At 39.4% G+C, this 25,226-nt stretch carries 28 protein-coding genes; 25 read left to right on the forward strand and 3 right to left on the reverse strand.

Features of this window, described 5'->3' with window-relative positions:
* The first annotated feature begins 757 nt into the window (after window positions 1–757).
* From rfbA to rfbD, 4 genes are read left to right on the forward strand one after another with little or no spacing between them, the layout of a single operon-like run.
* A complete protein-coding gene (gene rfbA / locus AC4BHA_RS10815; protein WP_490558587.1) occupies window positions 758–1,657 on the forward strand; it encodes a glucose-1-phosphate thymidylyltransferase RfbA in 900 nt (299 codons plus the stop codon).
* Complete coding sequence (rfbC, locus tag AC4BHA_RS10820) at window positions 1,654–2,214, forward strand: dTDP-4-dehydrorhamnose 3,5-epimerase (RefSeq protein WP_490558588.1); 561 nt, start codon at window positions 1,654–1,656, stop codon at window positions 2,212–2,214. Before rfbA ends, rfbC begins: the two co-directional genes overlap by 4 nt.
* Window positions 2,214–3,200: a dTDP-glucose 4,6-dehydratase gene (gene rfbB / locus AC4BHA_RS10825; RefSeq protein WP_490558589.1), complete on the forward strand. Its 987-nt coding sequence runs from the start codon at window positions 2,214–2,216 to the stop codon at window positions 3,198–3,200. Before rfbC ends, rfbB begins: the two co-directional genes overlap by 1 nt.
* 1 nt (window position 3,201) lies before the next feature.
* Window positions 3,202–4,047 (forward strand): dTDP-4-dehydrorhamnose reductase, encoded by an 846-nt coding sequence (gene rfbD, locus AC4BHA_RS10830; protein WP_490558590.1) that lies wholly within the window; start codon window positions 3,202–3,204, stop codon window positions 4,045–4,047.
* Between the two features lie 301 nt (window positions 4,048–4,348).
* Here the strand turns inward: rfbD and AC4BHA_RS10835 are convergent, their stop codons facing one another.
* Together AC4BHA_RS10835 and AC4BHA_RS10840 are read right to left on the reverse strand one after the other, a co-directional pair.
* Window positions 4,349–7,435 (reverse strand): S8 family serine peptidase, encoded by a 3,087-nt coding sequence (locus AC4BHA_RS10835; RefSeq protein ID WP_490558591.1) that lies wholly within the window; start codon window positions 7,433–7,435, stop codon window positions 4,349–4,351.
* A gap of 583 nt (window positions 7,436–8,018) precedes the next feature.
* Entirely contained in the window at window positions 8,019–8,651 is a 633-nt protein-coding gene (locus AC4BHA_RS10840) for a YigZ family protein (protein WP_490558592.1), read from the reverse strand.
* A 301-nt stretch (window positions 8,652–8,952) separates the two neighbouring features.
* On the opposite strand from AC4BHA_RS10840, the gene AC4BHA_RS10845 reads away from it, so the two are divergent.
* The 21 genes from AC4BHA_RS10845 (at window position 8,953) to fliS (ending at window position 24,934) form a co-directional block, all read left to right on the forward strand.
* Window positions 8,953–10,107, forward strand: a complete 1,155-nt coding sequence (locus tag AC4BHA_RS10845; RefSeq protein WP_066106003.1) for a sensor histidine kinase — start codon at window positions 8,953–8,955, stop codon at window positions 10,105–10,107.
* A 118-nt stretch (window positions 10,108–10,225) separates the two neighbouring features.
* Complete coding sequence (locus AC4BHA_RS10850) at window positions 10,226–10,912, forward strand: response regulator (protein ID WP_066106006.1); 687 nt, start codon at window positions 10,226–10,228, stop codon at window positions 10,910–10,912.
* Window positions 10,913–11,071: 159 nt separating this feature from the next.
* Complete coding sequence (locus AC4BHA_RS10855) at window positions 11,072–11,572, forward strand: GNAT family N-acetyltransferase (RefSeq protein WP_490558593.1); 501 nt, start codon at window positions 11,072–11,074, stop codon at window positions 11,570–11,572.
* A 113-nt stretch (window positions 11,573–11,685) separates the two neighbouring features.
* Window positions 11,686–12,534 (forward strand): DegV family protein, encoded by an 849-nt coding sequence (locus tag AC4BHA_RS10860; protein WP_066106009.1) that lies wholly within the window; start codon window positions 11,686–11,688, stop codon window positions 12,532–12,534.
* 66 nt (window positions 12,535–12,600) lie between these two features.
* Window positions 12,601–13,983 carry an ATP-dependent helicase ComFA gene (locus AC4BHA_RS10865; RefSeq protein WP_490558652.1) on the forward strand — a complete coding sequence of 461 codons (1,383 nt, stop codon included), beginning with the start codon at window positions 12,601–12,603 and terminating at the stop codon, window positions 13,981–13,983.
* Complete coding sequence (locus AC4BHA_RS10870; RefSeq protein ID WP_490558594.1) at window positions 13,980–14,672, forward strand: ComFC family protein; 693 nt, start codon at window positions 13,980–13,982, stop codon at window positions 14,670–14,672. Before AC4BHA_RS10865 ends, AC4BHA_RS10870 begins: the two co-directional genes overlap by 4 nt.
* A gap of 64 nt (window positions 14,673–14,736) precedes the next feature.
* Window positions 14,737–15,150 (forward strand): TIGR03826 family flagellar region protein, encoded by a 414-nt coding sequence (locus AC4BHA_RS10875; RefSeq protein ID WP_066106015.1) that lies wholly within the window; start codon window positions 14,737–14,739, stop codon window positions 15,148–15,150.
* A gap of 222 nt (window positions 15,151–15,372) precedes the next feature.
* Window positions 15,373–15,636: a flagellar biosynthesis anti-sigma factor FlgM gene (gene flgM, locus AC4BHA_RS10880; RefSeq protein ID WP_490552643.1), complete on the forward strand. Its 264-nt coding sequence runs from the start codon at window positions 15,373–15,375 to the stop codon at window positions 15,634–15,636.
* A 60-nt stretch (window positions 15,637–15,696) separates the two neighbouring features.
* Window positions 15,697–16,191, forward strand: coding sequence for a flagellar protein FlgN (locus AC4BHA_RS10885; RefSeq protein ID WP_490558595.1), 495 nt, complete (start codon window positions 15,697–15,699; stop codon window positions 16,189–16,191).
* 21 nt (window positions 16,192–16,212) lie between these two features.
* A complete protein-coding gene (flgK, locus tag AC4BHA_RS10890) occupies window positions 16,213–17,817 on the forward strand; it encodes a flagellar hook-associated protein FlgK (protein WP_490558596.1) in 1,605 nt (534 codons plus the stop codon).
* A gap of 10 nt (window positions 17,818–17,827) precedes the next feature.
* Window positions 17,828–18,703 carry a flagellar hook-associated protein FlgL gene (gene flgL / locus AC4BHA_RS10895; RefSeq protein WP_490558597.1) on the forward strand — a complete coding sequence of 292 codons (876 nt, stop codon included), beginning with the start codon at window positions 17,828–17,830 and terminating at the stop codon, window positions 18,701–18,703.
* Window positions 18,704–18,782: 79 nt separating this feature from the next.
* Window positions 18,783–18,905, forward strand: coding sequence for a hypothetical protein (locus tag AC4BHA_RS10900; RefSeq protein WP_490558598.1), 123 nt, complete (start codon window positions 18,783–18,785; stop codon window positions 18,903–18,905).
* Entirely contained in the window at window positions 18,902–19,342 is a 441-nt protein-coding gene (gene fliW / locus AC4BHA_RS10905) for a flagellar assembly protein FliW (RefSeq protein ID WP_490558599.1), read from the forward strand. Before AC4BHA_RS10900 ends, fliW begins: the two co-directional genes overlap by 4 nt.
* Window positions 19,343–19,345: 3 nt before the next feature.
* Window positions 19,346–19,585 carry a carbon storage regulator CsrA gene (gene csrA, locus AC4BHA_RS10910; protein WP_490558600.1) on the forward strand — a complete coding sequence of 80 codons (240 nt, stop codon included), beginning with the start codon at window positions 19,346–19,348 and terminating at the stop codon, window positions 19,583–19,585.
* A gap of 124 nt (window positions 19,586–19,709) precedes the next feature.
* Window positions 19,710–20,537, forward strand: coding sequence for a flagellin N-terminal helical domain-containing protein (locus AC4BHA_RS10915; protein ID WP_490558601.1), 828 nt, complete (start codon window positions 19,710–19,712; stop codon window positions 20,535–20,537).
* Window positions 20,538–20,842: 305 nt separating this feature from the next.
* Entirely contained in the window at window positions 20,843–21,007 is a 165-nt protein-coding gene (locus AC4BHA_RS10920) for a carbon storage regulator (RefSeq protein ID WP_490558602.1), read from the forward strand.
* A 198-nt stretch (window positions 21,008–21,205) separates the two neighbouring features.
* Entirely contained in the window at window positions 21,206–22,015 is an 810-nt protein-coding gene (locus tag AC4BHA_RS10925) for a flagellin N-terminal helical domain-containing protein (protein ID WP_490558603.1), read from the forward strand.
* 157 nt (window positions 22,016–22,172) lie between these two features.
* Complete coding sequence (locus AC4BHA_RS10930; RefSeq protein WP_490558604.1) at window positions 22,173–22,346, forward strand: hypothetical protein; 174 nt, start codon at window positions 22,173–22,175, stop codon at window positions 22,344–22,346.
* Window positions 22,343–22,534 (forward strand): flagellar protein FlaG, encoded by a 192-nt coding sequence (gene flaG, locus AC4BHA_RS10935; RefSeq protein WP_490558605.1) that lies wholly within the window; start codon window positions 22,343–22,345, stop codon window positions 22,532–22,534. The genes AC4BHA_RS10930 and flaG overlap by 4 nt, the downstream gene beginning before the upstream one ends.
* Window positions 22,535–22,546: 12 nt before the next feature.
* Window positions 22,547–24,511: a flagellar filament capping protein FliD gene (gene fliD, locus AC4BHA_RS10940; protein ID WP_490558606.1), complete on the forward strand. Its 1,965-nt coding sequence runs from the start codon at window positions 22,547–22,549 to the stop codon at window positions 24,509–24,511.
* A 21-nt stretch (window positions 24,512–24,532) separates the two neighbouring features.
* Complete coding sequence (gene fliS / locus AC4BHA_RS10945) at window positions 24,533–24,934, forward strand: flagellar export chaperone FliS (protein WP_490558607.1); 402 nt, start codon at window positions 24,533–24,535, stop codon at window positions 24,932–24,934.
* A 66-nt stretch (window positions 24,935–25,000) separates the two neighbouring features.
* Here fliS and AC4BHA_RS10950 read toward each other — a convergent pair whose 3' ends face one another.
* Complete coding sequence (locus AC4BHA_RS10950) at window positions 25,001–25,204, reverse strand: hypothetical protein (protein WP_490558608.1); 204 nt, start codon at window positions 25,202–25,204, stop codon at window positions 25,001–25,003.
* Window positions 25,205–25,226 lie beyond the last annotated feature (22 nt).

A 25,226-nucleotide genomic window follows, 5' to 3' on the forward strand; every position in this document is an offset into this window, starting at 1 on the left:
GGCAAGCTGATTGAAGTAGCGAAATAATAAGAGGTATTAGTAATCTGGGGTTTTCAGGTAACCCCTATAGTTAGAGTTATGATTAAGCAGCTAGTTGGCTGGTGTGAAGACGGTATTCAACCGGACTCATACCAGCTAATTTTTTTTGTTGTCATAGTTGATGTATTTGCTAATTCACTTCTTTAATTCCTCATAGGTACATAAAGATTCTCCATAAAAAGGAACTATATCGGTGTGGCTTTCGTTTAAACTTATTCCCCTTTGATTCCTCTATTCTTCAACTCCAGTTATATCCCCTTGTACAATCTTGAATTTAAAGGTTTCGCTGTATTTAGTCATAATAAAACACACCTCTAAAGTTAGATTTTTGATTCTAACTTTTGGAGTGCACATCATTTCTTGGTATACTTTTGTCTTTTTTCATTATGGTGGAATGTTATTACAGATGATAGTGGGTTAATTAATTTGCGGAATAAGTAAAAAGAGCACCTTATCAACCTACTAAATATAGGAAAATATATTTTATACTTGATATTAATGGTAAAATTGTAAAAAATATAGATAGATTGTTGTGCAGAGGAAGAATCTTTATTTATATTACTGTAGCTATTTCCCGCAGTTCATCAATATACAGTAAGCAATATTAGCAATCATCCCAGTGTAAAAGGTTGGTATGAACTGCGCCCGGTGGGTACAGGCAGAGTAGGAATACAGAAATTGTTCAAGTGAGTGATGTTGACTATTAAGGAGGATGGAAATGAAGGGAATTATATTGGCAGGCGGAAGTGGTACCCGATTATATCCATTAACCAGTGCTATTTCCAAACAAATGCTGCCGGTTTACGATAAACCGATGATTTATTATCCTTTATCCATATTGATGCTGGCAGGTATAAAGGAAATCTTAATCATTTCAACTCCAGAAGATACATCACGTTACGCACAACTGTTAGGAGATGGTTCTAATATTGGCATAAGCCTTTCCTATGCTGTACAAGAAAAACCGGAGGGACTAGCACAGGCTTTTATTATCGGTGAAAGCTTTATTGGCGAAGATTCTGTTGCGCTCATTTTAGGGGACAATCTATTTTATGGACAGGGATTATCCAAAATGGTACAAAAAGCTGCATCGAAGGAGTATGGAGCTACTGTATTTGGCTATCATGTGCATGATCCAGAGCGCTTTGGTGTAGTAGAGTTTGATAATAAGATGAGGGCTATATCCATAGAAGAAAAACCGAAGAATCCGAAAAGCAGTTATGCTGTGACAGGTATCTATTTTTATGATAATAGAGTGGTAGAATATGCGAAAAGAATTGAGCCATCTGCCAGAGGAGAATTGGAAATTACAGATTTAAACAGCATCTACCTCGAAAATGGCGAGTTGACCGTAGAAATCATGGGGCGCGGTTTTGCCTGGTTGGATACAGGTACGCATGAGAGCCTGCTTGAAGCTTCCACATTCATAGAAACAGTGGAAAAAAGACAGCGGCTTAAGATTGCCTGCCTAGAGGAAATCGCCTATCGGATGGGCTATATTGATGCTGAGCAGGTCAGACAATTGGCTGAACCACTTTCGAAAAATGAGTATGGGCAGTATTTGATGAGGATGATCGAGCAAGACCAAATGATGCCTAAAGAAAAGGTGGAATTATGAATGTTATTGAAAGCCGGTTGAAGGGTGTTAAATTAATCGAACCTGCCGTTTATGGGGACCATCGTGGTTTCTTTACGGAAAGCTATAATGAAAACCTGTTTCATGAACATGGCATTCTTGATCGGTTTATTCAGGATAATCATTCCCTTTCAAAGGAAGCCGGCGTATTGAGAGGGATGCATTACCAATTGGAACCTAAGGGCCAAACCAAATTAGTACGTGTGGTAACAGGAGCAATCTATGATGTAGTGGTTGACATACGAAAAGGGTCACCTACTTTTGGGCAATGGGAAGGATTTATTCTCAGTGAATTTAATAAGCGCCAATTACTTGTTCCAAAGGGATTTGCACATGGATTTTGTACCATTACGGAAAATGTAAATGTACTTTATAAGGTGGATCAATTATATTCACCTGAACATGACCGGGGAATTGCCTGGAATGATGAGGAGCTAGCTATTAAATGGCCAGTTTCAGTTCCGATTTTATCTGATAAGGACCAAAAACATCCGAAGCTTCATGGAGCTGATTATAATTTTGTTTGGGAGGATGCCTAATGAACATTTTGGTTACAGGAGGGGCGGGCTTTATTGGAAGTAATTTTGTCCGTCATCTATTAACTACCTATCCTGATTATCGAGTTATTAATTTGGATTTACTAAATTATGCGGGTAATATACATAACTTGGATGATTTGATGGAGAATCAAAATCACTATTTTGTCCAAGGGAATATCACGGACCGTGAGCTAATCAAGAGCTTAATCGAACAACATGATATCCAGGCAATTGTTAATTTTGCGGCTGAGTCACATGTGGACCGCAGTATTTTGAATCCAGGAATATTCATTGAAACGAATATACAGGGAACATTGGCTTTATTGGATGCAGCGAAGGAATGTCATATCCAAAGGTTTTTACAGGTATCGACGGATGAGGTCTATGGATCGCTGGGGGAAACAGGTTATTTTACAGAAGAGACACCGTTAGCACCGAACAGCCCATATTCAGCAAGTAAAGCAGGAGCAGATATGCTCGTCCGTGCTTATCATGAGACCTATGGCTTGTCCGTTACTATCACGCGCTGCTCAAATAATTATGGGCCTTATCATTTTCCTGAAAAATTAATTCCATTGATGATAACAAATGGAATAGATGGGGACATGTTACCGATTTACGGAAATGGGGAGAATATCCGTGATTGGCTGCATGTAACCGATCATTGTGCCGCAATAGATTTAGTGCTCCATAAGGGGAAAAGTGGAGAAGTGTATAATGTTGGCGGTCATAATGAACGGACTAACAATGAAATCGTTCAAAAAATTGTAGAGCATCTTGGCCTCTCAAGTGACAGGATTCACTATGTAGAGGATCGGCTCGGGCATGATCTCCGTTATGCGATTGATCCCACAAAGCTCGAAACTGAGCTGGGCTGGAAGCCAAAGTATACCTTTGATACGGGGATTGTGGAAACAATTGATTGGTATGTTAATCATGAGGAATGGTGGCGTCCATTAAAGGAACGCGCCAAACTGGTGAAATAAGATGAAAATACTAGTAACGGGAGCGAATGGCCAACTCGGGACTGATGTTGTTACCCTGCTAAAGGAGGATGGGATACACACGGTATTCCCCTTTATTAAGGAAGAGCTGGATATATCTAATGAACAGGAAGTTTCCGAGACCATATCTTCCATTCACCCGGACTGGATTTTGCATTGTGCAGCTTATACGAATGTTGAAGCTGCGGAGGAAGAAGGCAGGGAAGCGAATTGGAGAATTAATAGAGATGGATCTGCTTATATTAGTAAAGCGGCAGCGGAGATAGGGGCTCGAGTTATTTATATAAGTACAGATTATATATTCGATGGAACAAAAGAGGCAGCTTATTTACCGTCAGATCAAACAAATCCTATCAATCAATATGGGGCGGCTAAACTTGCAGGTGAAGAGGCAATTTTAAAATATAGTCCTTCTGCCTATATCATCCGTACTTCTTGGGTATTTGGAGAACATGGCCGTAATTTTGTTTATACCATGCTGAATTTAGCTAAGAAAATGGATACGATTAAGGTGGTAAATGACCAATATGGAAAGCCGACCTATGCGCATGATTTAGCGGCATTCATGGTTTATATTGTGAATCATGAAGTCGAGGCAGGTGTCTATCATTTTTCGAATGATGGAGTGGCGACATGGTTTGAGTTTGCTAAAGAAATATTAAAAGGTAAACGGGTAGAGGTTTTGCCTGGGACATCAGCTGAATTCCCACAAAAGGCTGCAAGGCCAAAGCATTCTGTCCTGTCATTGGATAAAGTAAAGGATACAGGTTTTGTCATACCAACCTGGAGGGATGCACTAGAGCGTTTTATGAGGCAAAGAGTTCATTGACCGCTCTGGATGACAAACTAAAAAGCTGCGATTATCCTAAAAAACGGATAGTGCGCAGCTTTTTTAGTTCTGGTGATTTATTTACTCAAGCTTTATCTATTTGTGACCAAGTATTTGCTAGAAGTCTTAGAGGAAAATGGGAGAACTATTTTCTTTGTCAGCCATTCCATTAAGCAAACTATAGAATCAACTATAAAATGAGAGTGTTGATTACATGAGCTAGGCTATAAATACCTATACTTAATTAGAGTGCGCCTAAGAAGATACGTTTTCTTAGACAGCTAATTTAAGATCCTATAAATTAATAGTTATAGTACCCATCGTTATAGGCGTACTCGTATTTATTCCCCAGTTCATCCTTATAGGATAATACATACATTAAATCGATGTAACTATTATCAACAAAGAGATTGTCAGGTACAAGATAATTCAAGGTGTTTTGCCCTGTTTTGAATGTATATGTTTGCTGATCATAATAGCTACTAAGATTGCCGGAGTTATAATGATTATAATCATAGACAGTTAATTGCATCTCTGTATCTTTTGATAAGTTTGTTACTATATCGATGCCCGTATTATGTGTATCTACGGAATGACTTTGAATCCACTCTGGATATTCCTCATAATAATTGCTTAAGATAGAGCCGGTTACTTTTGTTTCTCTGCCCATCTCTGTTTTGGCTTTAATAACGTAATTGAGAGGTTCGTAATACCAATAATCGTTGCCATCGTCACTTACTCCATCCCACGTGAAATTCTGAATTCCCGCCTCTTGTTTTACATTTTTACTGATAGTCTTAACTAGAGAATCATCTCCGTCATAAATTTCAACCGTGACGGTAGCAGGATCAGAGAGTTTATAGAAGACCTCAATATCTGTTTCATAATACTCTTTAGATTTATTTTGTACGTGCTTCGGATACTCAACTTTAATAACTTGGCGATCCACATTAAGATTTGCACTGTAAGTTGCGTTATTTTTATACTTGTCAGATGCGTTGATTCTGTAGGTATAAACTCCATCTCCAATATACTCACCATTAGAATTGGTTCCATTCCAAGAGAAATCATAGCTGCCAGCCTTCTGGTCCTCATCTTTTAGGATTGTTTTTACAAGTGTCGAGCCTTTATAAACATTGATAGACACACTGGAAGCTTTAATGAGTGTATATGGAATAGCAACGTCCGTATTACCGGTGATATTCTTTGTTCCTTTGCCACTTACAAAATTAGCACGATGATCTTCGAGGTTGAAAGTTTTACTCTTAATCGTTTTTTTATTACCGATGAGATCTTTTAACTCATACTGAAAAACATAAATTCCTTCTGTAACAAATTTATTCTTACTGTCTGTTCCATTCCAACTATGTTGTATGGATGAAGGATCATACAATTTGTTAGTAACCAGTGTTTTTACTTTCGAACCCTTGCTATTCAAAACAGAAACAGTCATATATAGTTTTTCTTTGGATTTAAAGGTTGCATTCTGTTTATTCTTCTCTGTTGCTTTAAATGGGGTAGCTATATTATTTAGAGAGCCATTTATAGTCGTATCCACAGTGATACTTGATTTAACTGTTTTTCCTTTGACCTTCGTTAGAGAGATGGTTTCGAATGACAGTTTATAACTGCCATCCTTCACTAGCTTGTTACTGGAGTTTTTCCCGTTCCAAGTAATTGATTGTTTGCCACCTTTGATGGTCTTGCTCTTCATAATTGTTCCAACTGTTTTCCCCGTACTATCCAAAACTTTAACAGTTACTTTTGAATCTTTGTTAAGTACATAAGGAACTTTTATTGATGTAGTGACCTTGTGTGAAAAATTGGCAGCTTTACTGGTGACTGTTGGGGCTACATTATCCTTAACTGTCACAGTTTTGGTTTTATAAATGTTTTTGCTGCCTCTAGTCATTCTTGCAACAAGCGTATATTTTCCTGATTTGGCGTAGCTATATGATCCTGTCTTTCCGTCCCATGATGTGGAAATTTTCCCCCAACTCCACGGTTTATTGGAGACTAAACTTCTAACCAATTTTCCTTTGGAATCCTTTACATAGATTGATAGTTTTGACGAGCCATATGCGCTTACAGAGATGTTATGTTTATTTTTCCCTGTAGCAGTGAATTTTGTACTCGCGGTTATCGTTGATAACTGCCCAGGTGTATTTGACATTGCTTTGCTCGCATCAATTCGACCATATCCATATAAAGAATCCCAGCCTTTTTTCCCGAGGTCTTTGACAGATTTATTCATAATAATTTCTATTTGGTCTGGTGATAACCAAGGATTTTTAGAAAGCATTAGAGCAGCTACTCCACTTACTAAAGGAGCCGCCATTGATGTTCCATCCATATATTCATAAGAACTGCCGTTGACGGTAGAATAGATATCTTCACCAGGAGCTGAATAATTTATGTAGTTTCCAAAATTAGAAAAGTATGAATCGCTGTCTTTCTTATTAGTGGAACTAACTGCCAACACATGATTTAAAGCAGCTGGATAAGAAGTGTAGGAGGTGCTGTCATTACCTGCAGCTGCAATAATAATAGCGCCCTTCGAATGCGCATATGCCACTGCACTGTCTACATATGAACTGTAAGAATAACTTCCAAAGCTTAAATTCAATACTCTTGCACCATTATTGACTGCATATATAATTCCATCACCAATACTATAAGCGTCTGCATATTGCCCATTGAAAACTTGAACAGGCATGATTTTAACCTTTGGAGCTACACCTGATATACCGATTGTGTTCTGAGTAGCTGCAATGATACCAGCTACATGGGTACCATGAGCTGCCGATGTTATCGTCGAGTTGTTGCGTACAATATTTTTTTGCTTAGTAATTTTCCCTTTTAGATCTGGATGATTTATCTGCATTCCATTATCGATAACAGCAACTATGATCGAAGAGGATCCTTTTGATTTATCCCATGCTTTTGGCATATTGATTTTTGGTAAATGCCATTGTTTTTTATAATGTTTATCTTTTGGGGTATAAGCCGTTTTGTATAATATATTTGGTTCAACCAATTGAACGGATTTGTGCTTAGAGAGCCTTTTGGCAATAGAAGATAGGTCAGTATTTTTTACTACAGAGACTAAAGAATAATTTCCTGTTTCAGAAAAGGATAGCTCACTACCTTTAATGCTGTTGATGATTTGCTTTCGCTGACCCTTAGAAAGGACAGATTTAAACTTAACAATCAACTCTTGCTCTGTGTATTCTTTCTCATCCGCAGTACTGAATAATTTTATACCGCCTTTTTGAGCATTGTTCTGTTTTTGTAATGTTTCCGCAGCGTTTACATTGGCAGTGGAAACCATGAAACAAAACAAAAATACAATAAAGGCACTAATTCCTTTAATTAATGAATTCCTCATTCAATATCCCCCTAGTTTAAATGCATTAATTACAATAATCCCCTATTTATTATATCGGATAAATATGGTAATATTTAACTATTTTAATAGTTATACTTTGGATCTTTTTAATAGACTTTAATATGGATTCTTTTCTATAAAAATTGTTTTTAGTGGCTAATTGTCGAGTTAATAAAAAGTGTGGGTTGTATTTTGGCTTAGTTATTTTGCATTAGGTTGCTATGGTTAAAGTTAGCGGGGAAGTTGGCCTAAATTTTAATAGAATTGAAAATTATTTCATGGCGTATACAGTTTGAAGAATCTGTGCTGAAGATGTTGTGGATTTCCTGAGTTAAAACAGGAGTGGATATTTTTTTCACGTGTGCCTCTGCCGATAAGGAGGTTGCCAATAGACAGACAACGAGTACCGTGAGGCTGAATAGAACCTGGTATACTCTTTTCATAAATAACCCCTTCTTTGTCCAATATCGTATTGATTCATTTTACCTAATTGCAACTATAATTCTTGTTGTATTTTGTCGATAAAACTAAACTTTTTTCCTAAGATTTTAGACAAAGAAGGGGGAATTGAGTTCTTTTAGAATTAGAGGTCATGCTCGAGGTATAGCATTTCGCCTTCTTCTATGGATGCCTGTCCATTTGATAAATCCGTCATCCAGTCTATGAAGGCTTCCTTTGCGTCTTCCTCTGCGTAGGATTCAATCATGACTCGGTCCAGATAATGAATTTCTTTAATGGAATAGTGCGAATTTCGAAGTTCATTTTCAATTTTCCCGAGAAGTGTATAATCGAACGTGGATTTCATGATGCGCATTAATCTTCTTTCCACCACACCGGTTGCGTTAATTCCTTCAGAAGCTGCTCCGCTGTATGCGCGGATTAATCCGCCAGCCCCAAGTTTAATTCCTCCGAAATAGCGTGTCACAACCACCGCAGTGTCCTTCAAGCCCTTTTTCTTAATGACTTCGAGAATAGGGACACCGGCTGTGCCGCTAGGTTCACCATCATCATTGGCTTTTTGGATGAGGTCATTTTCACCGATCATATAGGCTGAACAATTATGGGTCGCATCCCAGTGCTTTTTCTTGATTGATTGAATAAATTGTATGGCTTCTTCCTCTGATTCCACGCGATTCACATAGGCAATAAAGCGTGACTTTTGGATGATTTGTTCAGATTCGCCATATCCCTTTACTGTTTTATATGAATTCAGCATTTAAACTGCCGCCTTTCTCTTTATATCCCTTCTAGTATACTTTATTATTCGGTTCGTACGACATCTTTATTACAGAAGAGTAATATGCTGTGATGGAGATGTGAAATAGTAAAAAGTAAAAAAAATACTGGTAATCGTGCTATAATTTAACTATTATGTAGTATTTCACTGGTATATTAACTTATTTACCCAATAATTTCTAAAAACACCCACAAAGGAAATTCGTGAAGACCGAACTATTTTATATGAATTGGTACAGAAGAAGCGGAGGATTCTTTTGCGTCAAACAGGAGGTAAGATTATGCGGGTACCTAAGCTGGATGGAAAGGCACTCGATAACATCCTTAATCATATGATCAGTACCGTGGACAATAGTAAGGGAGAAATATATGAAATAGGGGAACACTGTCAGCATGAATTTGCTCAACTTTCTTCTGAATTAGAATCTGTTAAAACAATGGTGCTGAAGGTCATTGCTGATGGGGATGAGCTTGATCAAAAGGCGCGTGAATCCCGTAAATGCTTATCAGATGTTTCCTCCCGTTTCAAGGAATTTACGGAGGTACAAGTGAGGGCAGCCTATGAACAGGCACATACGTATCAGGTTGACCTGACCATGAACAGAGAGCTGGAAAAACAGCTCCGTAAACGTCGAGATGACCTTGAAAGAAGGCTCATTAATCTAAAGGAAACTATTGATAGAGCTGAGAATCTCGTTTCGCAAATCACGGTTGTTCTGCATTATTTAACAAGTGACCTGCAGGACGTGTCTGAGGTTCTCGATATGTATAAACAGAAACAGGACTTTGGCTTTAAAATCATTGAGGCCCAGGAAGCCGAGCGCAAAAAGCTTTCTCGTGAAATTCATGACGGTCCTGCACAAATGCTTGCCAATGTGATGGTCCGTTCAGATTTAACGGAGCGGATATTCAGGGAACGCGGTCCTGAGGAAGCGTTGCTGGAAATAAAATCTCTGAAGCAGATGGTTCGGAGTGCGCTGGCTGAGGTTAGGCGAATTATCTATGACCTGCGGCCTATGGCCTTGGATGATCTTGGGCTTATCCCGACTCTGCGTAAGTATTTGCAAACCATTGGTGAATACAATTCAGAGATTGATTTTAAATTTCAGATTTATGGACAGGAAAAAAGACTTGAGCCGAATTATGAAGTTGCGTTATTCAGGCTTGCCCAGGAAGCAGTCCAAAATGCAATCAAACATGCGAATGCCAGCCTGATTCAGGTTAAACTGGAACTTTTGAATGATAAAGGGACATTGACTGTACGGGATAATGGCCGTGGATTTGAGCCGCATAAACAAAAGGAAGGTTCCTTTGGAATCATGGGAATGAATGAGCGTGTTGAGACACTTGAAGGAGAAATGACCATTCAATCAAGTGTGGGTGGAGGTACGCTTGTCTATATTCAGATTCCATTAAAGGCATCAATAATTGTGTAATTTTTTTATAAAATAGTTTTTTAGTTATATTTATTGTAAATGTTTGGAGTTTACTAGTAGTCAAGAATATAATTAGGATAATGACTACTTACTGTAAAAAGATGGGGGATGAGAGATAATGACAACTACAATTGCAATCATAGATGATCATCAATTATTTCGCGAAGGGGTTAAACGGATTCTCGATTTCGAATCTTCTTTCTCGGTAATCGCTGAGGGGGACGATGGCAGCGAGGCGATCTCAATTGTTGATACATATCATCCGGATGTTATCATCATGGATATCAATATGCCAAACGTCAACGGGGTTGAGGCAACAGGCCAGTTGATTGAGAAATTTCCGGATTCCAGAGTAATTATGCTTTCAATTCATGACGATGAAAACTACGTAACCCATGCTTTAAAAACAGGTGCCCGCGGCTATTTATTAAAGGAAATGGATGCGGATGCCTTGATTGACGCTGTTAAAGTCGTTGCAGATGGTGGTTCCTACCTGCATCCGAAGGTTACTCATAATCTAGTACGTGATTACAGAAGATTGGCAACGGATGAAGCAGCAAATGGCGATAATGTCATGAATGTCGAGATTCGCCGTCCATTGCATTTGCTGACAAGACGTGAGTGCGAGGTCCTTCAATTATTGGCTGATGGCAAAAGTAATAGAGGAATCGGTGAGACTTTATTTATCAGCGAGAAGACCGTTAAAAATCATGTAAGTAATATCCTTCAAAAGATGAATGTAAATGATCGTACTCAGGCGGTTGTATATGCGATTAAAAACGGCTGGGTTGAAGTTAGATTATAATAGATGATAGATTTAAGCGCCGACCAATTGGTTGGTGCTTTTTTAATCGGGATGGATTCTGTCAAACTGTCAGTTTATATATTTTTTTCAATAGTGTATATACATTTTTCATATTTTGTTAAAGTTTTTAATAAAGATTAGGGTAGGAGAGGAGATATTGTGAATCAACCGTATACAATTAGAGATGCTAAAGAGAAGGATTTAGCACGCATCGTTGAAATTTATAATTCTACTATTCAGAGCAGAATGGTGACAGCTGACACGGAAATGGTGGATGTAGGAAGTCGCTTGGAGTGGTTTTTGAATCATACCTCTGAGAAAAGGCCTTTATGGGTTATGGAAAATGATGGTATTATTATAGGGTGGCTCAGTTTTCAGGATTTCTATGGACGACCTGCTTATCAAGCTACTGCTGAAATCAGTATCTATATTGACCCGGCTTATCGAAAAAAAGGAATAGGAGCAAAATTTTTAGACTATGCAATTAAGAATGCTCCCATCCTCAGGATTCATACATTGCTGGGATTTATTTTTGCCCATAATGAGCCAAGCATACGTCTATTTAAGCAATTTGGATTTGAAGAATGGGCTCATTTGCCTAGTGTAGCAGAATTAGATGGAGTGCAAAGAGATTTGCTGATTTTGGGTAAAAAAATATAGATTGAAAAGTTTAAAAATTACCATTTTAACCAATGTAATGCAAACAGACTGATTATGATTTAAAATGGAGAAGATAATAAGGAAAATCTCAATAATAAGGATGGTTTTCAATAATGAGAACTGCAATAGTTACAGATAGTACAGCTTATATACCAAAAGACCTGCGAACGCAATATGATATACATATGATTCCGCTAAGTGTAGTGTTTGGAGATGAAGTGTATCAGGAGGAGAATGAAATAACTGCTTCTGACTTTTATGAAATGGTCGAGCGTTTGGATATGCTTCCAACGACCTCACAGCCAGCAACCGGAAAATTCGTTGAAAAATATGAAGAGCTTGCGAAGGACTATGATGCTGTGATCAGTATCCATTTATCGAGTGGAATTAGCGGTACCTATCAAGGTGCTATTACAGCTGGAGAAATGGTAGATGACATTAAGGTTTATGCTTTTGACTCCGAGATCACTTGCATGATTCAGGGATTATTTGTACTCGAAGCAGCCAAAATGGCGAAGGAAGGCAAACATCCTGATGAAATCATCGCACGCTTGCATGAACTCCGCGAATCATCTAATGCTTACTTCATGGTAGACGATCTATCCAACCTGCAAAGGGGCGGCCGCTTAAATGGCGCTGCAGCTCTAATTGGCAGCTTGCTTCAAGTGAAGCCAATCCTGCATTTTGAAAACAAAGTGATTGTCCCTTTTGAAAAAATCCGTACGAAGAAAAAGGCATTAAAACGTATAGTCGAGCTTTTTGAGCAGGAATATAAAAAAGGTGAGCCTCTTCAGGCTGTTTTAATCCATGGCAATATTGAAGAGGAAGCGACTGAAATGTTAAATGAGCTAAAAGAGAAATTCCCTGAAGCGGAATTTAGACTAAGCTATTTTGGCGCAGTTATTAGTACTCACTTAGGCCAGGGAGCAACGGGACTTGGCTGGACAAAACGATATAATTAACTAGTAATATGGGGCTTGGCTGTTTGGCCGCCCCTTTTTATTTAAAAGGAGGTTTTCAATTTGAACGTGAAAGCATCCAGACACTCAACAGGATCCTCACCTATATCTCTGCAACAGCTCCTAATTGGTAAAGAACTCCTCATAACTGAAATTCCAAATGAATTAAAGGAACAATTGGATTTAAATGAACAAATTTATTCTGTGAGAGGGATTGAGAATGGTATATGCAGACGCTGCGGCAATACGGATTCCCGTTTGTTTGCAACATTCCCCCACAGTGCGTGTGGTGAAAACTGTCTGTATTGCCGCCATTGTATTATGATGGGCCGAATCAGCTCCTGCTCTACTCTTTTTGGATGGAAGGGGGAAATGCCTCGCTGGAGTCCTGAGTTAGCCCGGCTTCGTTGGGATGGTTCACTTTCCTTCTCCCAAAAGGAGGCTTCAGAAAAAATCATGGAAGCTGTCCGAAATCAAATGGATTTACTCATTTGGGCAGTATGCGGAGCCGGGAAGACAGAGATGATCTTTGCCGGTATAGAAGAAGCTCTTTTCTCAGGCAAAAGGGTTTGCCTGGCGACTCCTCGTACAGATGTTATCCTTGAGCTTGCTCCAAGGCTGCGCAGCGTATTTCCAGATATTCCAATCGTAGCCCTATATGGTGACAGTCAAGAAAAACAGCTTTTTGCTCCATTTGTCTTATCGACCACTCACCAGCTAATGCGTTATGCCGATGCCTTCGAAGTGATGATTATTGATGAAGTAGATGCGTTCCCTTATTCCTTTGATCCTCATCTCCAATATGCGGTTCAAAAGGCGTGTAAGAAAGATGCTGCTGTTATTTATTTGACGGCAACGCCTTCAAAACAGTGGCAGCTCGAATTTCAACAGGGTATAAGAAATGGAATTCTCCTCCCTGCCCGTTTTCACAGACACCCTATTCCTGTCCCCGCTATGAAATGGGTTGGAAACTGGCAATCATCCATTCAGAAAAATAAACTCCCCAATCCTCTCTTGTATTGGCTCAAAACTGCTATCGAATGTAAGAACCCCTTTCTTATTTTTTTCCCGAATATCGCATTAATGGAAAAAGCCCTTCCTCTCTTTCAAGGCTATGCTCCTGAAATTCTTTCTGTCCATGCAGAGGATTCGGAACGTAAAGATAAAATAATGAAGCTGCGCAGAGGTGAGATTCAGGGCTTACTGACAACCACGATATTGGAAAGAGGCGTTACGATTCCTAAATTGAATGTAGCGGTGATTGGGGCTGAGGATGAAATCTTTACCGAGTCAGCACTCGTCCAAATTGCAGGACGGATTGGAAGAAGTAAGGACCATCCTCGCGGTGATTGTGTATATTTTCATTATGGAAAAACTAATGCCATGCTTGATGCGATTCAGCAAATCAACCAAATGAATAGAGAAGCTGTCAAAAGGGGGCTGCTGGATTGAAGATTTTCCAATCATCACTTTGTCTATATTGTCACAGCCCTATTCGTGAGAGTGCAGGCTGGGCGAATATCTTCTTTTTAGAGGAGGTTGATTTGCTCTGTCTGGCCTGTCGCTCCAGGCTTATTTCGATTCAGGGGAATACGTGTGTGATTTGCTGTAAACCGCTTCAGACGGGAGACAAATGTCCGGATTGTGAAGAATGGCTGGTGGATCCCATGTTTGGTCAAGCACTTGATTATAATGTCTCCTTATATACCTATAATCCGTTTATGAAGGATGTGATTGCCCGATTTAAATATCGGGGTGATTATGAATTGGCACGTATATTTGCTGCCGAACTGCGTAAAAAAGCGCCGAAGGCTCATTTTGTCATTCCGATTCCGCTGAGTGACGAGCGCCTGAACGAGCGTGGGTTTAATCAGGCTGAAGCAATCGGTATGATGGCTGGAATGGTCTTGGAAAATGGGTTAGTTCGTGTACATGGTGAAAAACAGTCTAAGAAGAGTCGGTATGATCGTATCCACACTGAACAGGTCTTTCGTATCCATCCTAAAGCCTCAGATTTTCAGGACAAAACGATTCTTATACTGGATGATATTTATACGACAGGCACCACCTTGAGGCATGCTGGTGCGCTTTTAAAGGAGGCGGGGGCAAAAAGGATCATTTCTTTGACGATTGCACGATAATCTTTATCTTTGAAGAGAATATCCGATAAGTAATCTAAGAGCATTTCCTGAGGAGGTAAAGAATATGAATGAATTGACCAACTGTCCGACTTGCCAGGCTCTATTCGTGAAAAATCAATTCAGAGATGTATGTGAGAGCTGCTATAAAAAAGAAGAGGCCATTTATAATGATGTATACCATTATATCCGTAAGCGAGAGAACCGCACGGCAACGATTGTTCAGGTGGTGAAGGCAACTAGTGTAGATGAATCTTTATTAATGAGATTTATCAGGAGTGGAAAGCTGCGTATTACATCCAACCCTAATTTGGGCTATGCCTGTGAGCATTGCGGTTCCCTCATTCGCGAGGGCCGCTTTTGTGCAGACTGCAGGGATGATCTTCAGGCAGACCTTGTGAGGCATGAACGGGATGAGGTACTCTATAAAGAGATAGAGGAACGTGAGCGCCAAATGACCTATTACCGAAAAACGCACTAAAAATAAGCATTTAGACCTGTTAAGTCCTTTTTGAATATTGCTTTTTTGTATGTCATAATTTTCATCACAGACAGTAAACAAATCACCCTTGTTGTCGATACTAACAGTAGATAAGCATGATGGTCTTCTGATGATCTGCCTGAGACATAATATGACTTAGATTAAAAGATCAACATAGACCTTGGAAGCTAGTGTGACGGAAGGGAAAGTGAGGAACGCGAAATGAAAATTAATCATCTTAATCAATATGGCGTAAATCCGTACCAAAAGGCAGTTAATAAAGCCGATACCTCCATGAAGCCTTCTCAGCTTGCCGATAAAGTGGAAATTTCCAGTAAAGCGAAAGAATTGCAACAGCTATCGAGTGTAGAAGTTGAGCGTCAGGCTAAAATAGACGAAATTAAAAAGCAGGTAGAGAACGGCACCTATCAAGTGAATGTCAATGAAACAGCAAAAGGCGTATTGGATTTTTACTCAAAAAACTAAACCTGAAGCCAGTATGAGGCTTGTGCTGGCTTTCTTTTTTTATATGGGGTGAACTAATTAATGTCAGCTCAATCTATCATTCAAACTCTTCAGCAGCTGGTCGATCTGCACAGAGAATTGAACAAAATGGCTCAGGAAAAAACAGAAGCCATTAAAGCGGAAGAGTTAAAGTCGTTAAGCAGCCTGCTTGTTCAGGAGAGGAAGCTAGTCGTTGCGATTGAACGGCTTGAGAATGTGCGGCAGAGTGATGTACATGCCTTTCTTAGAGAAAAGGGCGTACAGGATGGAACTACACTCTTATCAGAGTGTATTCAATATGCTTCGGAAAACGAGCGAACAGAACTTACCAGGATGGGCGCTGAATTGCGAGAAGAGCTTATGAGTTTAAAAGAGCGGAATGAATTAAATCAGAAGTTAATCTATCAATCTCTTCAATTCGTGAATCTGAATTTAAATCTTATGTTACCAGAGAATGAGAGCTATACATACGACAGGCCACAGGATCCAGAGGGTGCAAGAAAACCAATTAAATCGCTATTTGATTCAAAGGCCTAAAAAGAAACAGGGGGAGCATTTATGACATCAACCTTTCATGGGTTAGAAACAGCCAGGCGCGGACTGACGACTCAGCAGGCAGCTTTATATGTAGTGGGCCAAAACGTTTCCAATGCGAATACACTCGGATATTCACGCCAACGGGTTAATATGGCAGCGGAAACGGCTTACCCAAACCCGGGTATGAACCGCGAACAAATTCCTGGTCAAATGGGTACCGGTGTTAAAGCGGGCTCCATTCAGCGGGTTCGTGAAAGCTTTTTGGATGTTCAATATAGAAGCGAAAGCACGAAGCTAGGATATTGGACGGGGAGAGCGGAAGGGTTAAGCAAAATAGAGGATGTCATGGACGAGCTTAAGGGAACAGGGCTTAGTGATTCCATTGATTCATTTTGGCAATCCATACAGGACTTGGCCACCAATTCTGTCAACTCAGGTGGTAAAGCTGTTGTACGTGAGCGGGGAATTGCGCTGGCGGATACGTTCACCTATCGGAGCAGCTCCCTAAATATGGTCCGCTCCGATTTGAAGAATGAATTGAATGTGACGGTTGAAAAGGCCAATAGCATGCTGGGAAGCATCGACCAGCTTAATAAACAAATTGCAGCGATTGAACCGCATGGCTATTTGCCGAATGATTTATACGATTCCCGTGATTTGTTGATTGATGAACTATCCTCCATGATGAATATAAAGGTCGATTATGTGAAAAACGGCGGTAATTCAGAGGCGCAGGCAATGGGATCGGCTGTAATAAAGCTAAATAACGGCACGGCTGAACCGTTGACTTTGGTTGATTCTACTACAGTTAATCCTATTGCTTTAATGTTTAATGGGGAGGATGGTGCGGTGGATACCATTTCAATTGGTGGGAATGCAGTACCTACTGCTACCTTTATCTCTGAGGGCATGCTGCTGTCCCTTTTGCAAACATACGGATATACAAATACAGAAGGAAAACTGGCAGGGGATTTGCCGGATATGATTAAAGAACTTGATCATATGGCTTATACCTTTGCGACAGAGTTTAATAAGGTTCATAAGGATGGTCTAAGTGCGAAGGAGCTTGCAGCCTGGAAAACAGCTCTCGAGAGTGATCCAGCTGCGAAGATAGAAGATTTTAATGAAGATATTCTGTTTTTTACTGATGAGTATAATGCTGATCCTCAGAACGTCAAGGGCTTTGCCAGCCGCATTCGAATATCCGATGAAATAAAAGAAAGCTACGATTATATTGCTAATGCGTCCGTTGCTACTCCTAATGATTGTGATGCAAGCAATCTATTGAAGCTTGCGGATGTCTTTTATGAAAAGTTCAATTATAAGGATGCATTAGCTGACTCTTCTCCAGCTGCTGAAAAAGAAAGTTTAGGCGCTTACCTGCAAAGTGTTATCGGAACATTGGCGGTTAAAACGGAACAGGCTGACCGATTATCTGTGAACAGTGCGACTTTGCTGCAAAATGTCAGCGACCGACGTTCTTCCGTCAGTGCAGTTTCATTGGATGAAGAAATGACCAATATGGTTCAATTTCAGCAGGCATATAATGCATCAGCACGAATGATTACAATGATTGATGAATGTCTCGATAAAATAATCAACGGCCTTGGGGTCGGTGGCAGGTAGGTGAATAGGTATGAGAGTCACACAAAGTATGGTTGCAGCTAATTCTTTACGGAATATTAATAAGAGCTACGGATCGATGGCGCAGTATCTTGAACAGCTATCAACAGGTAAAAAGATTACAAAGGCCTCTGATGATCCAGTGATTGCCCAAAAGGGGATGTATTATCGGACAAGCCTCAATGAAGTAGAGCAATATAAGCGCAATTTATCAGAGCTATATCTTTGGATGGACAACTCAGAGGCTTCAATGGATCAGGGAAACAAAAGTTTTCAGCGTATCCGTGAATTGATGATCCAGGCAAAAAATGATACAAACGAAACGGCTGACCGGGAAGCCATCGCAAAGGAAATCGCTCAGCTGAAAGAGGACTTAGTATCCGTAGCGAATACGCAGGTTGCCGGCCGTTATATTTTTAATGGAACGAGTGTGAATGCAGCACCTGTTACCTCCGATGCAAATGGTGTCGTGGTCAATTCAGAGAATGATCCCTATCTGGTGGAAGTATCAAGAGGAATTCAATTGAAGGCAAATGCAGATCCTTCTCAGCTATTCAGTCAGGAATTATTTAATACAATTGGAGAGATTGAGAGAGAGTTATCAAAGGATGATATGGATCTTGATTCTTTACTCCAGAAATTCGATGGTTTGGTCACTACCTTTTCAGCTGAACGCTCCGACCTTGGCGCCCGCTATAATCGCCTGGAGCTATTGGAATCCAGAATAGATAACCAGGAGGTATTGGCGAAAAAGGTACTGAGTGAAAATGAAGATGTAGACATGGAAAAGGTCTATACGGATTTTATTACGCAGGAAAGTGTGCACAGAGCTGCTTTACAAATGGGAGCGAGCATCATTCAGCCAAGCCTGGTTGATTTCTTACGATAAAAAAGGAGAGTTGACTCTGGTCGCCCATTGACCAATTGGGTCAACTCTTTTTGTATGTGAAGAGGAGGAGAGACTATACATGCCTATTGCCCAATTGCAAATGAACTCAACATCAGTGCAGCTCGGCTACCAAATCAAACCTATTAATCAATCAATTGAACAACAGATTCGAAATGAATATATAGGGGTGAAGCTAACGTGAAGCTGACAACAAAATATCATGGTGAGCAAGTAATCGAAGAAAAAGATATCATTACCTTTGATGAAGGTATTCCCGGTTTTCCGAACGAACAGAAATTTGTGCTTCTTCTATTAACAGATGATCAATCCTTCTTAGTGCTTCAATCTGTGAAGACAATGAATCTAGCATTTGTGGTAACAAGTCCGTTCTTAACGTACCCCGATTATGAATTTAAATTAGATGATGAAATTGTAGAATCATTAGGAGTAACAGAGGAACATATTACGGTGTTTTCAATTGTGACGGCAAAGGATCCTTTCGAGGAGTCAACGATTAATCTTCAGGCTCCGCTTATTATTGATACGAATAAGGGTAAAGGGAAACAAATTATTCTGAATCAAACAAACTACCAAACCAGAACACCTTTATTTCCAAAAGTAGAAAGCAAGGGGGAGTAAAGCATGCTTATTCTATCGAGGAAAAAAGATGAATCCATATTAGTAGGTTCCGATATTGAAATTACCGTTGTTTCTGTACAGGGCGATCAGGTTAAGCTTGGCATTAAAGCCCCAAAACAAGTCGACGTCTATCGGAAGGAACTATTAGAGGAAATCCAGCATGAAAATGTAGAAGCAGCCGAGATTACGGTTAATATTGGTGATTTGATTAATAACTCTAAAAATAGGACAAAAGACTCATAGAGAGCGATTAAAATCACCCGATACAAATAGTGTACAAGAGAAGGAAAGACGGCCGCTTTTCATCTCTTGTACACAAAAAGGACCACATGGACGTGATCCGTTAAATCAGGGAGGATTTTTTATTATGATTATTAATCACAATATCGCAGCAATCAATACGCACCGTCAATTTGGTGTAGCGAACAACGCACAATCCAGTTCAATGGAAAAATTGTCTTCAGGTTTACGTATAAACCGTGCTGGAGATGATGCAGCAGGTCTTTCTATTTCCGAAAAAATGCGTGGTCAAATCCGTGGTTTAGAGCAGTCATCTCGTAACGCTCAAGATGGTATTTCTTTAATTCAAACAGCTGAAGGTGCTCTTAACGAAGTACATGCGATTACTCAACGTATGCGTGAACTAGCAGTGCAATCAGCGAATGATACAAACGTTACTGAAGACAGAGCGGCATTGAAAGATGAGTTTGATGCATTGGCTACAGAAGTCGGACGTATTAATACAGATACAGAATTCAATAAACAAAAATTGCTTAATGGTACTGCTGGTACTAATGGTGTTCTATCTATCCATGTAGGTGCCAATAAAGACCAAGTGATTGAAGTTGATTTAACTAGCGTGAAATTAAATGATATTCATACAGCAATCGCAGCTGGTGATATCAGCACACAAGCTGGGGCAGAGGCAGCAATTGAAACCTTAGATACAAACATTGCTTTGATTTCTACTGGACGTTCTAAGCTTGGTGCTTACCAGAACCGCCTGGAGCATTCTATTGCGAACTTGGACAATGCTGCAGAGAACTTGACTGCTGCTGAATCCCGTGTTCGTGATGTAGATATGGCGAAAGAAATGATGGAGCAAACAAGATCATCCATTCTATCTCAAGCAGCTCAAGCAATGCTTGCACAGGCTAACCAAACACCGCAGAACGTGCTTCAATTGTTGCGTTAATTTTACTGAAATCGGAATCCTCTTTGGGTTCCGATTTTTTTTAATATAAAAATGTTAAAATTTTATATTAAAACTATTAAATGTTAAAATAAATTTCCGATATAGATTATGTAAGGAAAACAACCCGAAAAATTTCATACTGAATACTCAGGACGAGTAAATATTTCTTATTGAATCTTCGCAGGACGCGAATGTGAGATAGGGGATGTTTACTTTTTTTATGTGTACTAAAGCATAAGGAGGGTAATGTTCTCTATGGGGGTCTTACAAACTGATCACTTTTCTCAAGGAGGAGGACCACAACTATGCTAGTACTTGGTAGAAGACCTGGTGAGTATATCAAAATTGGTGATGACATCACTGTAAAGGTCGTTAAAAGTGAAGATGGACACCTTCGCTTAGCTATTGATGCCCCCAAGCACGTAAAAATTACACGTGGGGAACTATTAGATAACCAACAAAACAAATAGATACCTATTTGCTCATGGACGAGCGGAACTGACAAAGGATGCATGGAAGCATCAAAGATCAGCACCGTTCGTCTTTTTTTATCTTGTTATTACTGGCGACTCCCATCCTAGGCAATGGGTAAGTTTCCATTAATATATAAATTTAAAGTAACAGGTGGAAAAGGAAGTCCACCTACACATTCCAAGGAGGAAAATTAAATGATTATCAATCACAATATTACAGCGTTAAACACACACCGTCAGTTGGGTGCGGCGACAAATGCACAATCTAAATCTATGGAGAAATTGGCTTCTGGTCTTCGTATTAATAGTGCAGCAGATGATGCTGCGGGTCTGTCTATTTCAGAAAAAATGCGCAGTCAAGTTCGTGGTTTGGACCAGGCGGCTCGTAATGCACAAGATGGGATCTCATTAATTCAAACAGCTGAAGGAGCATTGAATGAACAACATGCTATTCTTCAACGTATGAGAGAACTTTCAGTACAATCATCAAGTGGTACTTATGAAACTGATGATTTAGCTGCTATTAAGGCAGAGGGAGATGAACTTTTAGCGGAGTTAGATAATATTTCCTCAACTACTAAGTTTAATGGTATTGAAGTAATATCAAGCGGAGCAGCAGATGTTAATATTCAAATTGGTGCAAATGCAGATGAAACTCTTGCTTTGAAATTATCTACAACAAAGTCAGATTCAGCTACCTTGTCTATTGATGGGCTAGATGTTTCTGCAGGTGGTGCTTCAACAACGGCTCTTGACGCCGCTATTGCAATTGTGAGTAAATCACGTTCGTATTTGGGTGCTAATCAAAATAGATTAGAACATACTATTAACAATTTAGGCACAACTAGTGAAAACTTAACAGCATCTGAATCCCGTATTCGCGACGTAGACATGGCGAAAGAAATGATGGAACAAACTAAAAACTCTATCCTTTCTCAAGCAGCTCAAGCAATGTTGGCTCAAGCTAACCAACAACCACAAGGAGTTCTACAACTTCTTCGTTAATTATCATAAAGGTCCGGGTTTCCTTAATGGAAAGCCGGATTTTTTATTTAGAGTAAAGAGTATTTTATCCTCCACTTATTTATCCTTTTTCCTTGAAATTTCCTCCCATCCTACCGATATACCTAATAACAGTGAACTGAATAGTTGGAGGTGCGAGATGGTGAATGGTATTTCGGCTGATGTTGGTCATTTGGCTCCACAGTCTTTTACTAAAAGTTCTGTTCCTATAAAAGAGCAGGCTATGGTTCAGAACGTTATTCCTCAACAAGAACAGTCACCTATGACAGATGTACAAATGAAAGAGAAGCTTACAGAAACGACGAAGCTATGAATAAATTTATAGGTCCGATGCATGCGTCTTTAAAATTCGAGCTTCACGAGGATCTAAATGAATATTATGTAACCGTGGTTGATGATGTAACAGGCAATGTGCTACGTGAAATTCCTCCAAAGAAGATGCTTGATATGTATGCAGCTATGGTAGAGAACATGGCTTTGTTTGTAGATAGAAAAGTTTAAGGATGTGAAAGAATGCGTATTTCCGGTTTAGCTAGTGGCATAGATACAGATACAATGGTTAAACAGCTAATGCAGGCTGAAAGAATCCCTTTAGATAAATTAAAACAAAATAAACAGACACTTGAGTGGAAACGTGATGATTACCGTTCTATCAATACACTGTTAACGAATTTTCGCCAAGATGTATTGAACATGAAGCTGAGTTCTTCCTATCGTTCCAGAACGACAAGCAGTACGAATGATGCAGCGGTTACAGCCACCGCAACATCTGGCGCGAGCGCAACCAGTTATCAATTATCCGATGTTAAGCTGGCCAAAGCGGCTTCTCTTACAACTAAAGTATTGTCCGGTACAAATCCTAAAATAGATTCCAGTAAACCCCTGGAGTCCATGTCGGGCAACTTTTCTTCAGCTATCGAATGGAAAACAGGTGTGGTAGAAACACAAAAGTTTACGGCCAACGGGTCACCCGTTGATCTTAAATTACCTGACACTGTAACTATTCAAAATGATCAAGTACAAATTAAAGTGGCAGGAAAAGTGTTGGAGCAATATTCGAAGGATGCCGATGGTAAGGACGTTAGAAATTATTCAATTGATAAAGGAATTATTACATTCGAAAATAATATACCTGCATCAGGGTCAGCCATCGAAGTAAACTATGTAACCAATAAAAAGGTAGAAAAAATCTCTATAGCTAAAGATGCCACAAGCTTTCAACTTTCTAAAGTAGCCATTAATGAAGGGTCTATGACCCTGAAAGTTTGGGGTAAATCTGTTACGGTTGACGAAAATGGAGACTTTAGTGTTGGTACTATATCTGGTACGGTAAATTTCAAAACAGGTAAGGTTGATCTTAAAACTGCTGCAAGTGAGGATATAGAAATAGAGGCTGAGTATACGAAAAAATATACTGCCATGAACATGAAGACTACAACCTCAAGTGGAGAGATGAGTGAAACATTCTTCATTACTTCTGATCAATCTCTGGATAACGTAATCAGTAAAGTGAATTCATCAAAGCTTGGATTAAACATGTTCTATGATTCATTTACAGACAAAATATCTATGACAAGAAAAGAAACAGGTACCTTTTCCACAGATTTGAAGGATATTCAAATAGATAATTCATCATTAGCTCAAGCCCTTCAATTGACTTCAGCTGATTACAAAGCAGGTTCCAATGCGTTATTAAAAATTAATGGTTTAGAGACTCAGCGGGCAAGTAACACATTCACTATGAATGGTGTCACATTCACGCTTAAGAGTGAATTTACTGAAGCGGTTACGGTTGGAATTAACAATGATACTACTAAAGTGTACGACAACATAAAGGGCTTTGTAGATAAATACAATGAATTAATTGCAACAATCCAAAGTAAGGTCAGCGAGGAACGTAACCGAAATTATTTACCTTTAACTGATGATGAACGTGATAGTTTGAGTGAAAAAGAAGTTGAGAAATGGGAAAATATTGCGAAGACAGGAATGCTACGCAATGATTCTATTTTGAATGGAGCTTTAGATTCCATGCGGGGGAGCTTTTATAGCTCGGTTAATACATCAACAGGTATGTATTCATCCTTAAGCAGCATCGGAATCACGACAACCTCTGATTACATGGCAGGCGGTAAACTCGAAATCAATGAAACCAAATTAAAACAGGCTTTAGAGAATGATCCTGAAAGTGTAGAAGCTTTATTTGCTTCGGAGGATGGGATTCTATCAAAGCTGCAGAACAATATATCTGCTGCTACTGACCAGCTGAAGACAAGAGCGGGAACATCGTTGTCGACCAATGCTACGTTTACGATGGGTAGAGATTTAACCAATATTGATGATCGTATCAGTCGATTTGAAGACAGGCTTGTCCAGGTAGAGAATCGCTATTATAAACAATTCACTGCGATGGAAAAAGCAATTCAACAGGCAAACAGCCAATCAGGCTATTTATCATCGATGTTTGCGACTGGTTAATAAAAAGGAGTGTACGTATAAATGGCAATACAAAATCCGTATCAGGCTTATCAAACGAATACTGTTACCACTGCTTCCCCGGGAGAATTAACACTTATGCTGTATAATGGCTGCCTGAAATTTATTAAAGCCGCACGAGTTGCGATGGAGTCGAAACAAATTCAAGTCAGACATGAGAATCTTCTAAAGGCGCAAAATATCATTAGTGAATTACGAATCACTTTAAATATGGATATGGCAATCTCTCAAAATATGATGGCAATGTATGATTATATCAATAATCGGTTAATAGAGGCGAATACTAAAAATGATCCAGCTATGTTGGGCGAGGCCGAGGAAATGGTTTTGGAGTTCCGTGATACATGGAAACAGGCCATTCAACTTAATCGACAAAAGCAATATTCCACAGGCGTACAAGCCTGATTTATCTAATATCAAAAGAAAGGGCCGAAAGATGAAGTAGAATGTTCATCTTTCGGCCTTTTTTATTTATTCGGTAATATCTTGATTATCTATATGAGTGATCCATAAGTGATGAACACTATTAATAATACCAATCATGAGAATTTGCACTGATCCAAGAACCGCTAAGTTCAATCCTTCTAATCTTCCAGATGTATAAGAATAAATGTTAAATAAAACTAACCCAATCAGTATGCCATTCAATATATGGATACTTTTAACCCTTTTCATTTCGCTGCCTCTTTCCATCATC

The sequence above is a fragment of the Pradoshia sp. Z3_51 genome (assembly GCF_058215915.1).

What these genes read in the sequence shown, in the direction of transcription:
- rfbA (WP_490558587.1), top strand. Translation starts at nt 758, where the DNA reads ATGAAGGGAATTATATTGGCAGGCGGAAGTGGTACCCGATTATATCCA.
- rfbC (WP_490558588.1), top strand. Translation starts at nt 1,654, where the DNA reads ATGAATGTTATTGAAAGCCGGTTGAAGGGTGTTAAATTAATCGAACCT.
- rfbB (WP_490558589.1), top strand. Translation starts at nt 2,214, where the DNA reads ATGAACATTTTGGTTACAGGAGGGGCGGGCTTTATTGGAAGTAATTTT.
- rfbD (WP_490558590.1), top strand. Translation starts at nt 3,202, where the DNA reads ATGAAAATACTAGTAACGGGAGCGAATGGCCAACTCGGGACTGATGTT.
- AC4BHA_RS10835 (WP_490558591.1), bottom strand. Translation starts at nt 7,435, where the DNA reads ATGAGGAATTCATTAATTAAAGGAATTAGTGCCTTTATTGTATTTTTG.
- AC4BHA_RS10840 (WP_490558592.1), bottom strand. Translation starts at nt 8,651, where the DNA reads ATGCTGAATTCATATAAAACAGTAAAGGGATATGGCGAATCTGAACAA.
- AC4BHA_RS10845 (WP_066106003.1), top strand. Translation starts at nt 8,953, where the DNA reads ATGCGGGTACCTAAGCTGGATGGAAAGGCACTCGATAACATCCTTAAT.
- AC4BHA_RS10850 (WP_066106006.1), top strand. Translation starts at nt 10,226, where the DNA reads ATGACAACTACAATTGCAATCATAGATGATCATCAATTATTTCGCGAA.
- AC4BHA_RS10860 (WP_066106009.1), top strand. Translation starts at nt 11,686, where the DNA reads ATGAGAACTGCAATAGTTACAGATAGTACAGCTTATATACCAAAAGAC.
- AC4BHA_RS10875 (WP_066106015.1), top strand. Translation starts at nt 14,737, where the DNA reads ATGAATGAATTGACCAACTGTCCGACTTGCCAGGCTCTATTCGTGAAA.
- flgM (WP_490552643.1), top strand. Translation starts at nt 15,373, where the DNA reads ATGAAAATTAATCATCTTAATCAATATGGCGTAAATCCGTACCAAAAG.
- AC4BHA_RS10885 (WP_490558595.1), top strand. Translation starts at nt 15,697, where the DNA reads ATGTCAGCTCAATCTATCATTCAAACTCTTCAGCAGCTGGTCGATCTG.
- flgK (WP_490558596.1), top strand. Translation starts at nt 16,213, where the DNA reads ATGACATCAACCTTTCATGGGTTAGAAACAGCCAGGCGCGGACTGACG.
- flgL (WP_490558597.1), top strand. Translation starts at nt 17,828, where the DNA reads ATGAGAGTCACACAAAGTATGGTTGCAGCTAATTCTTTACGGAATATT.
- AC4BHA_RS10900 (WP_490558598.1), top strand. Translation starts at nt 18,783, where the DNA reads ATGCCTATTGCCCAATTGCAAATGAACTCAACATCAGTGCAGCTCGGC.
- csrA (WP_490558600.1), top strand. Translation starts at nt 19,346, where the DNA reads ATGCTTATTCTATCGAGGAAAAAAGATGAATCCATATTAGTAGGTTCC.
- AC4BHA_RS10915 (WP_490558601.1), top strand. Translation starts at nt 19,710, where the DNA reads ATGATTATTAATCACAATATCGCAGCAATCAATACGCACCGTCAATTT.
- AC4BHA_RS10920 (WP_490558602.1), top strand. Translation starts at nt 20,843, where the DNA reads ATGCTAGTACTTGGTAGAAGACCTGGTGAGTATATCAAAATTGGTGAT.
- AC4BHA_RS10925 (WP_490558603.1), top strand. Translation starts at nt 21,206, where the DNA reads ATGATTATCAATCACAATATTACAGCGTTAAACACACACCGTCAGTTG.
- AC4BHA_RS10930 (WP_490558604.1), top strand. Translation starts at nt 22,173, where the DNA reads ATGGTGAATGGTATTTCGGCTGATGTTGGTCATTTGGCTCCACAGTCT.
- flaG (WP_490558605.1), top strand. Translation starts at nt 22,343, where the DNA reads ATGAATAAATTTATAGGTCCGATGCATGCGTCTTTAAAATTCGAGCTT.
- fliD (WP_490558606.1), top strand. Translation starts at nt 22,547, where the DNA reads ATGCGTATTTCCGGTTTAGCTAGTGGCATAGATACAGATACAATGGTT.
- fliS (WP_490558607.1), top strand. Translation starts at nt 24,533, where the DNA reads ATGGCAATACAAAATCCGTATCAGGCTTATCAAACGAATACTGTTACC.
- AC4BHA_RS10950 (WP_490558608.1), bottom strand. Translation starts at nt 25,204, where the DNA reads ATGAAAAGGGTTAAAAGTATCCATATATTGAATGGCATACTGATTGGG.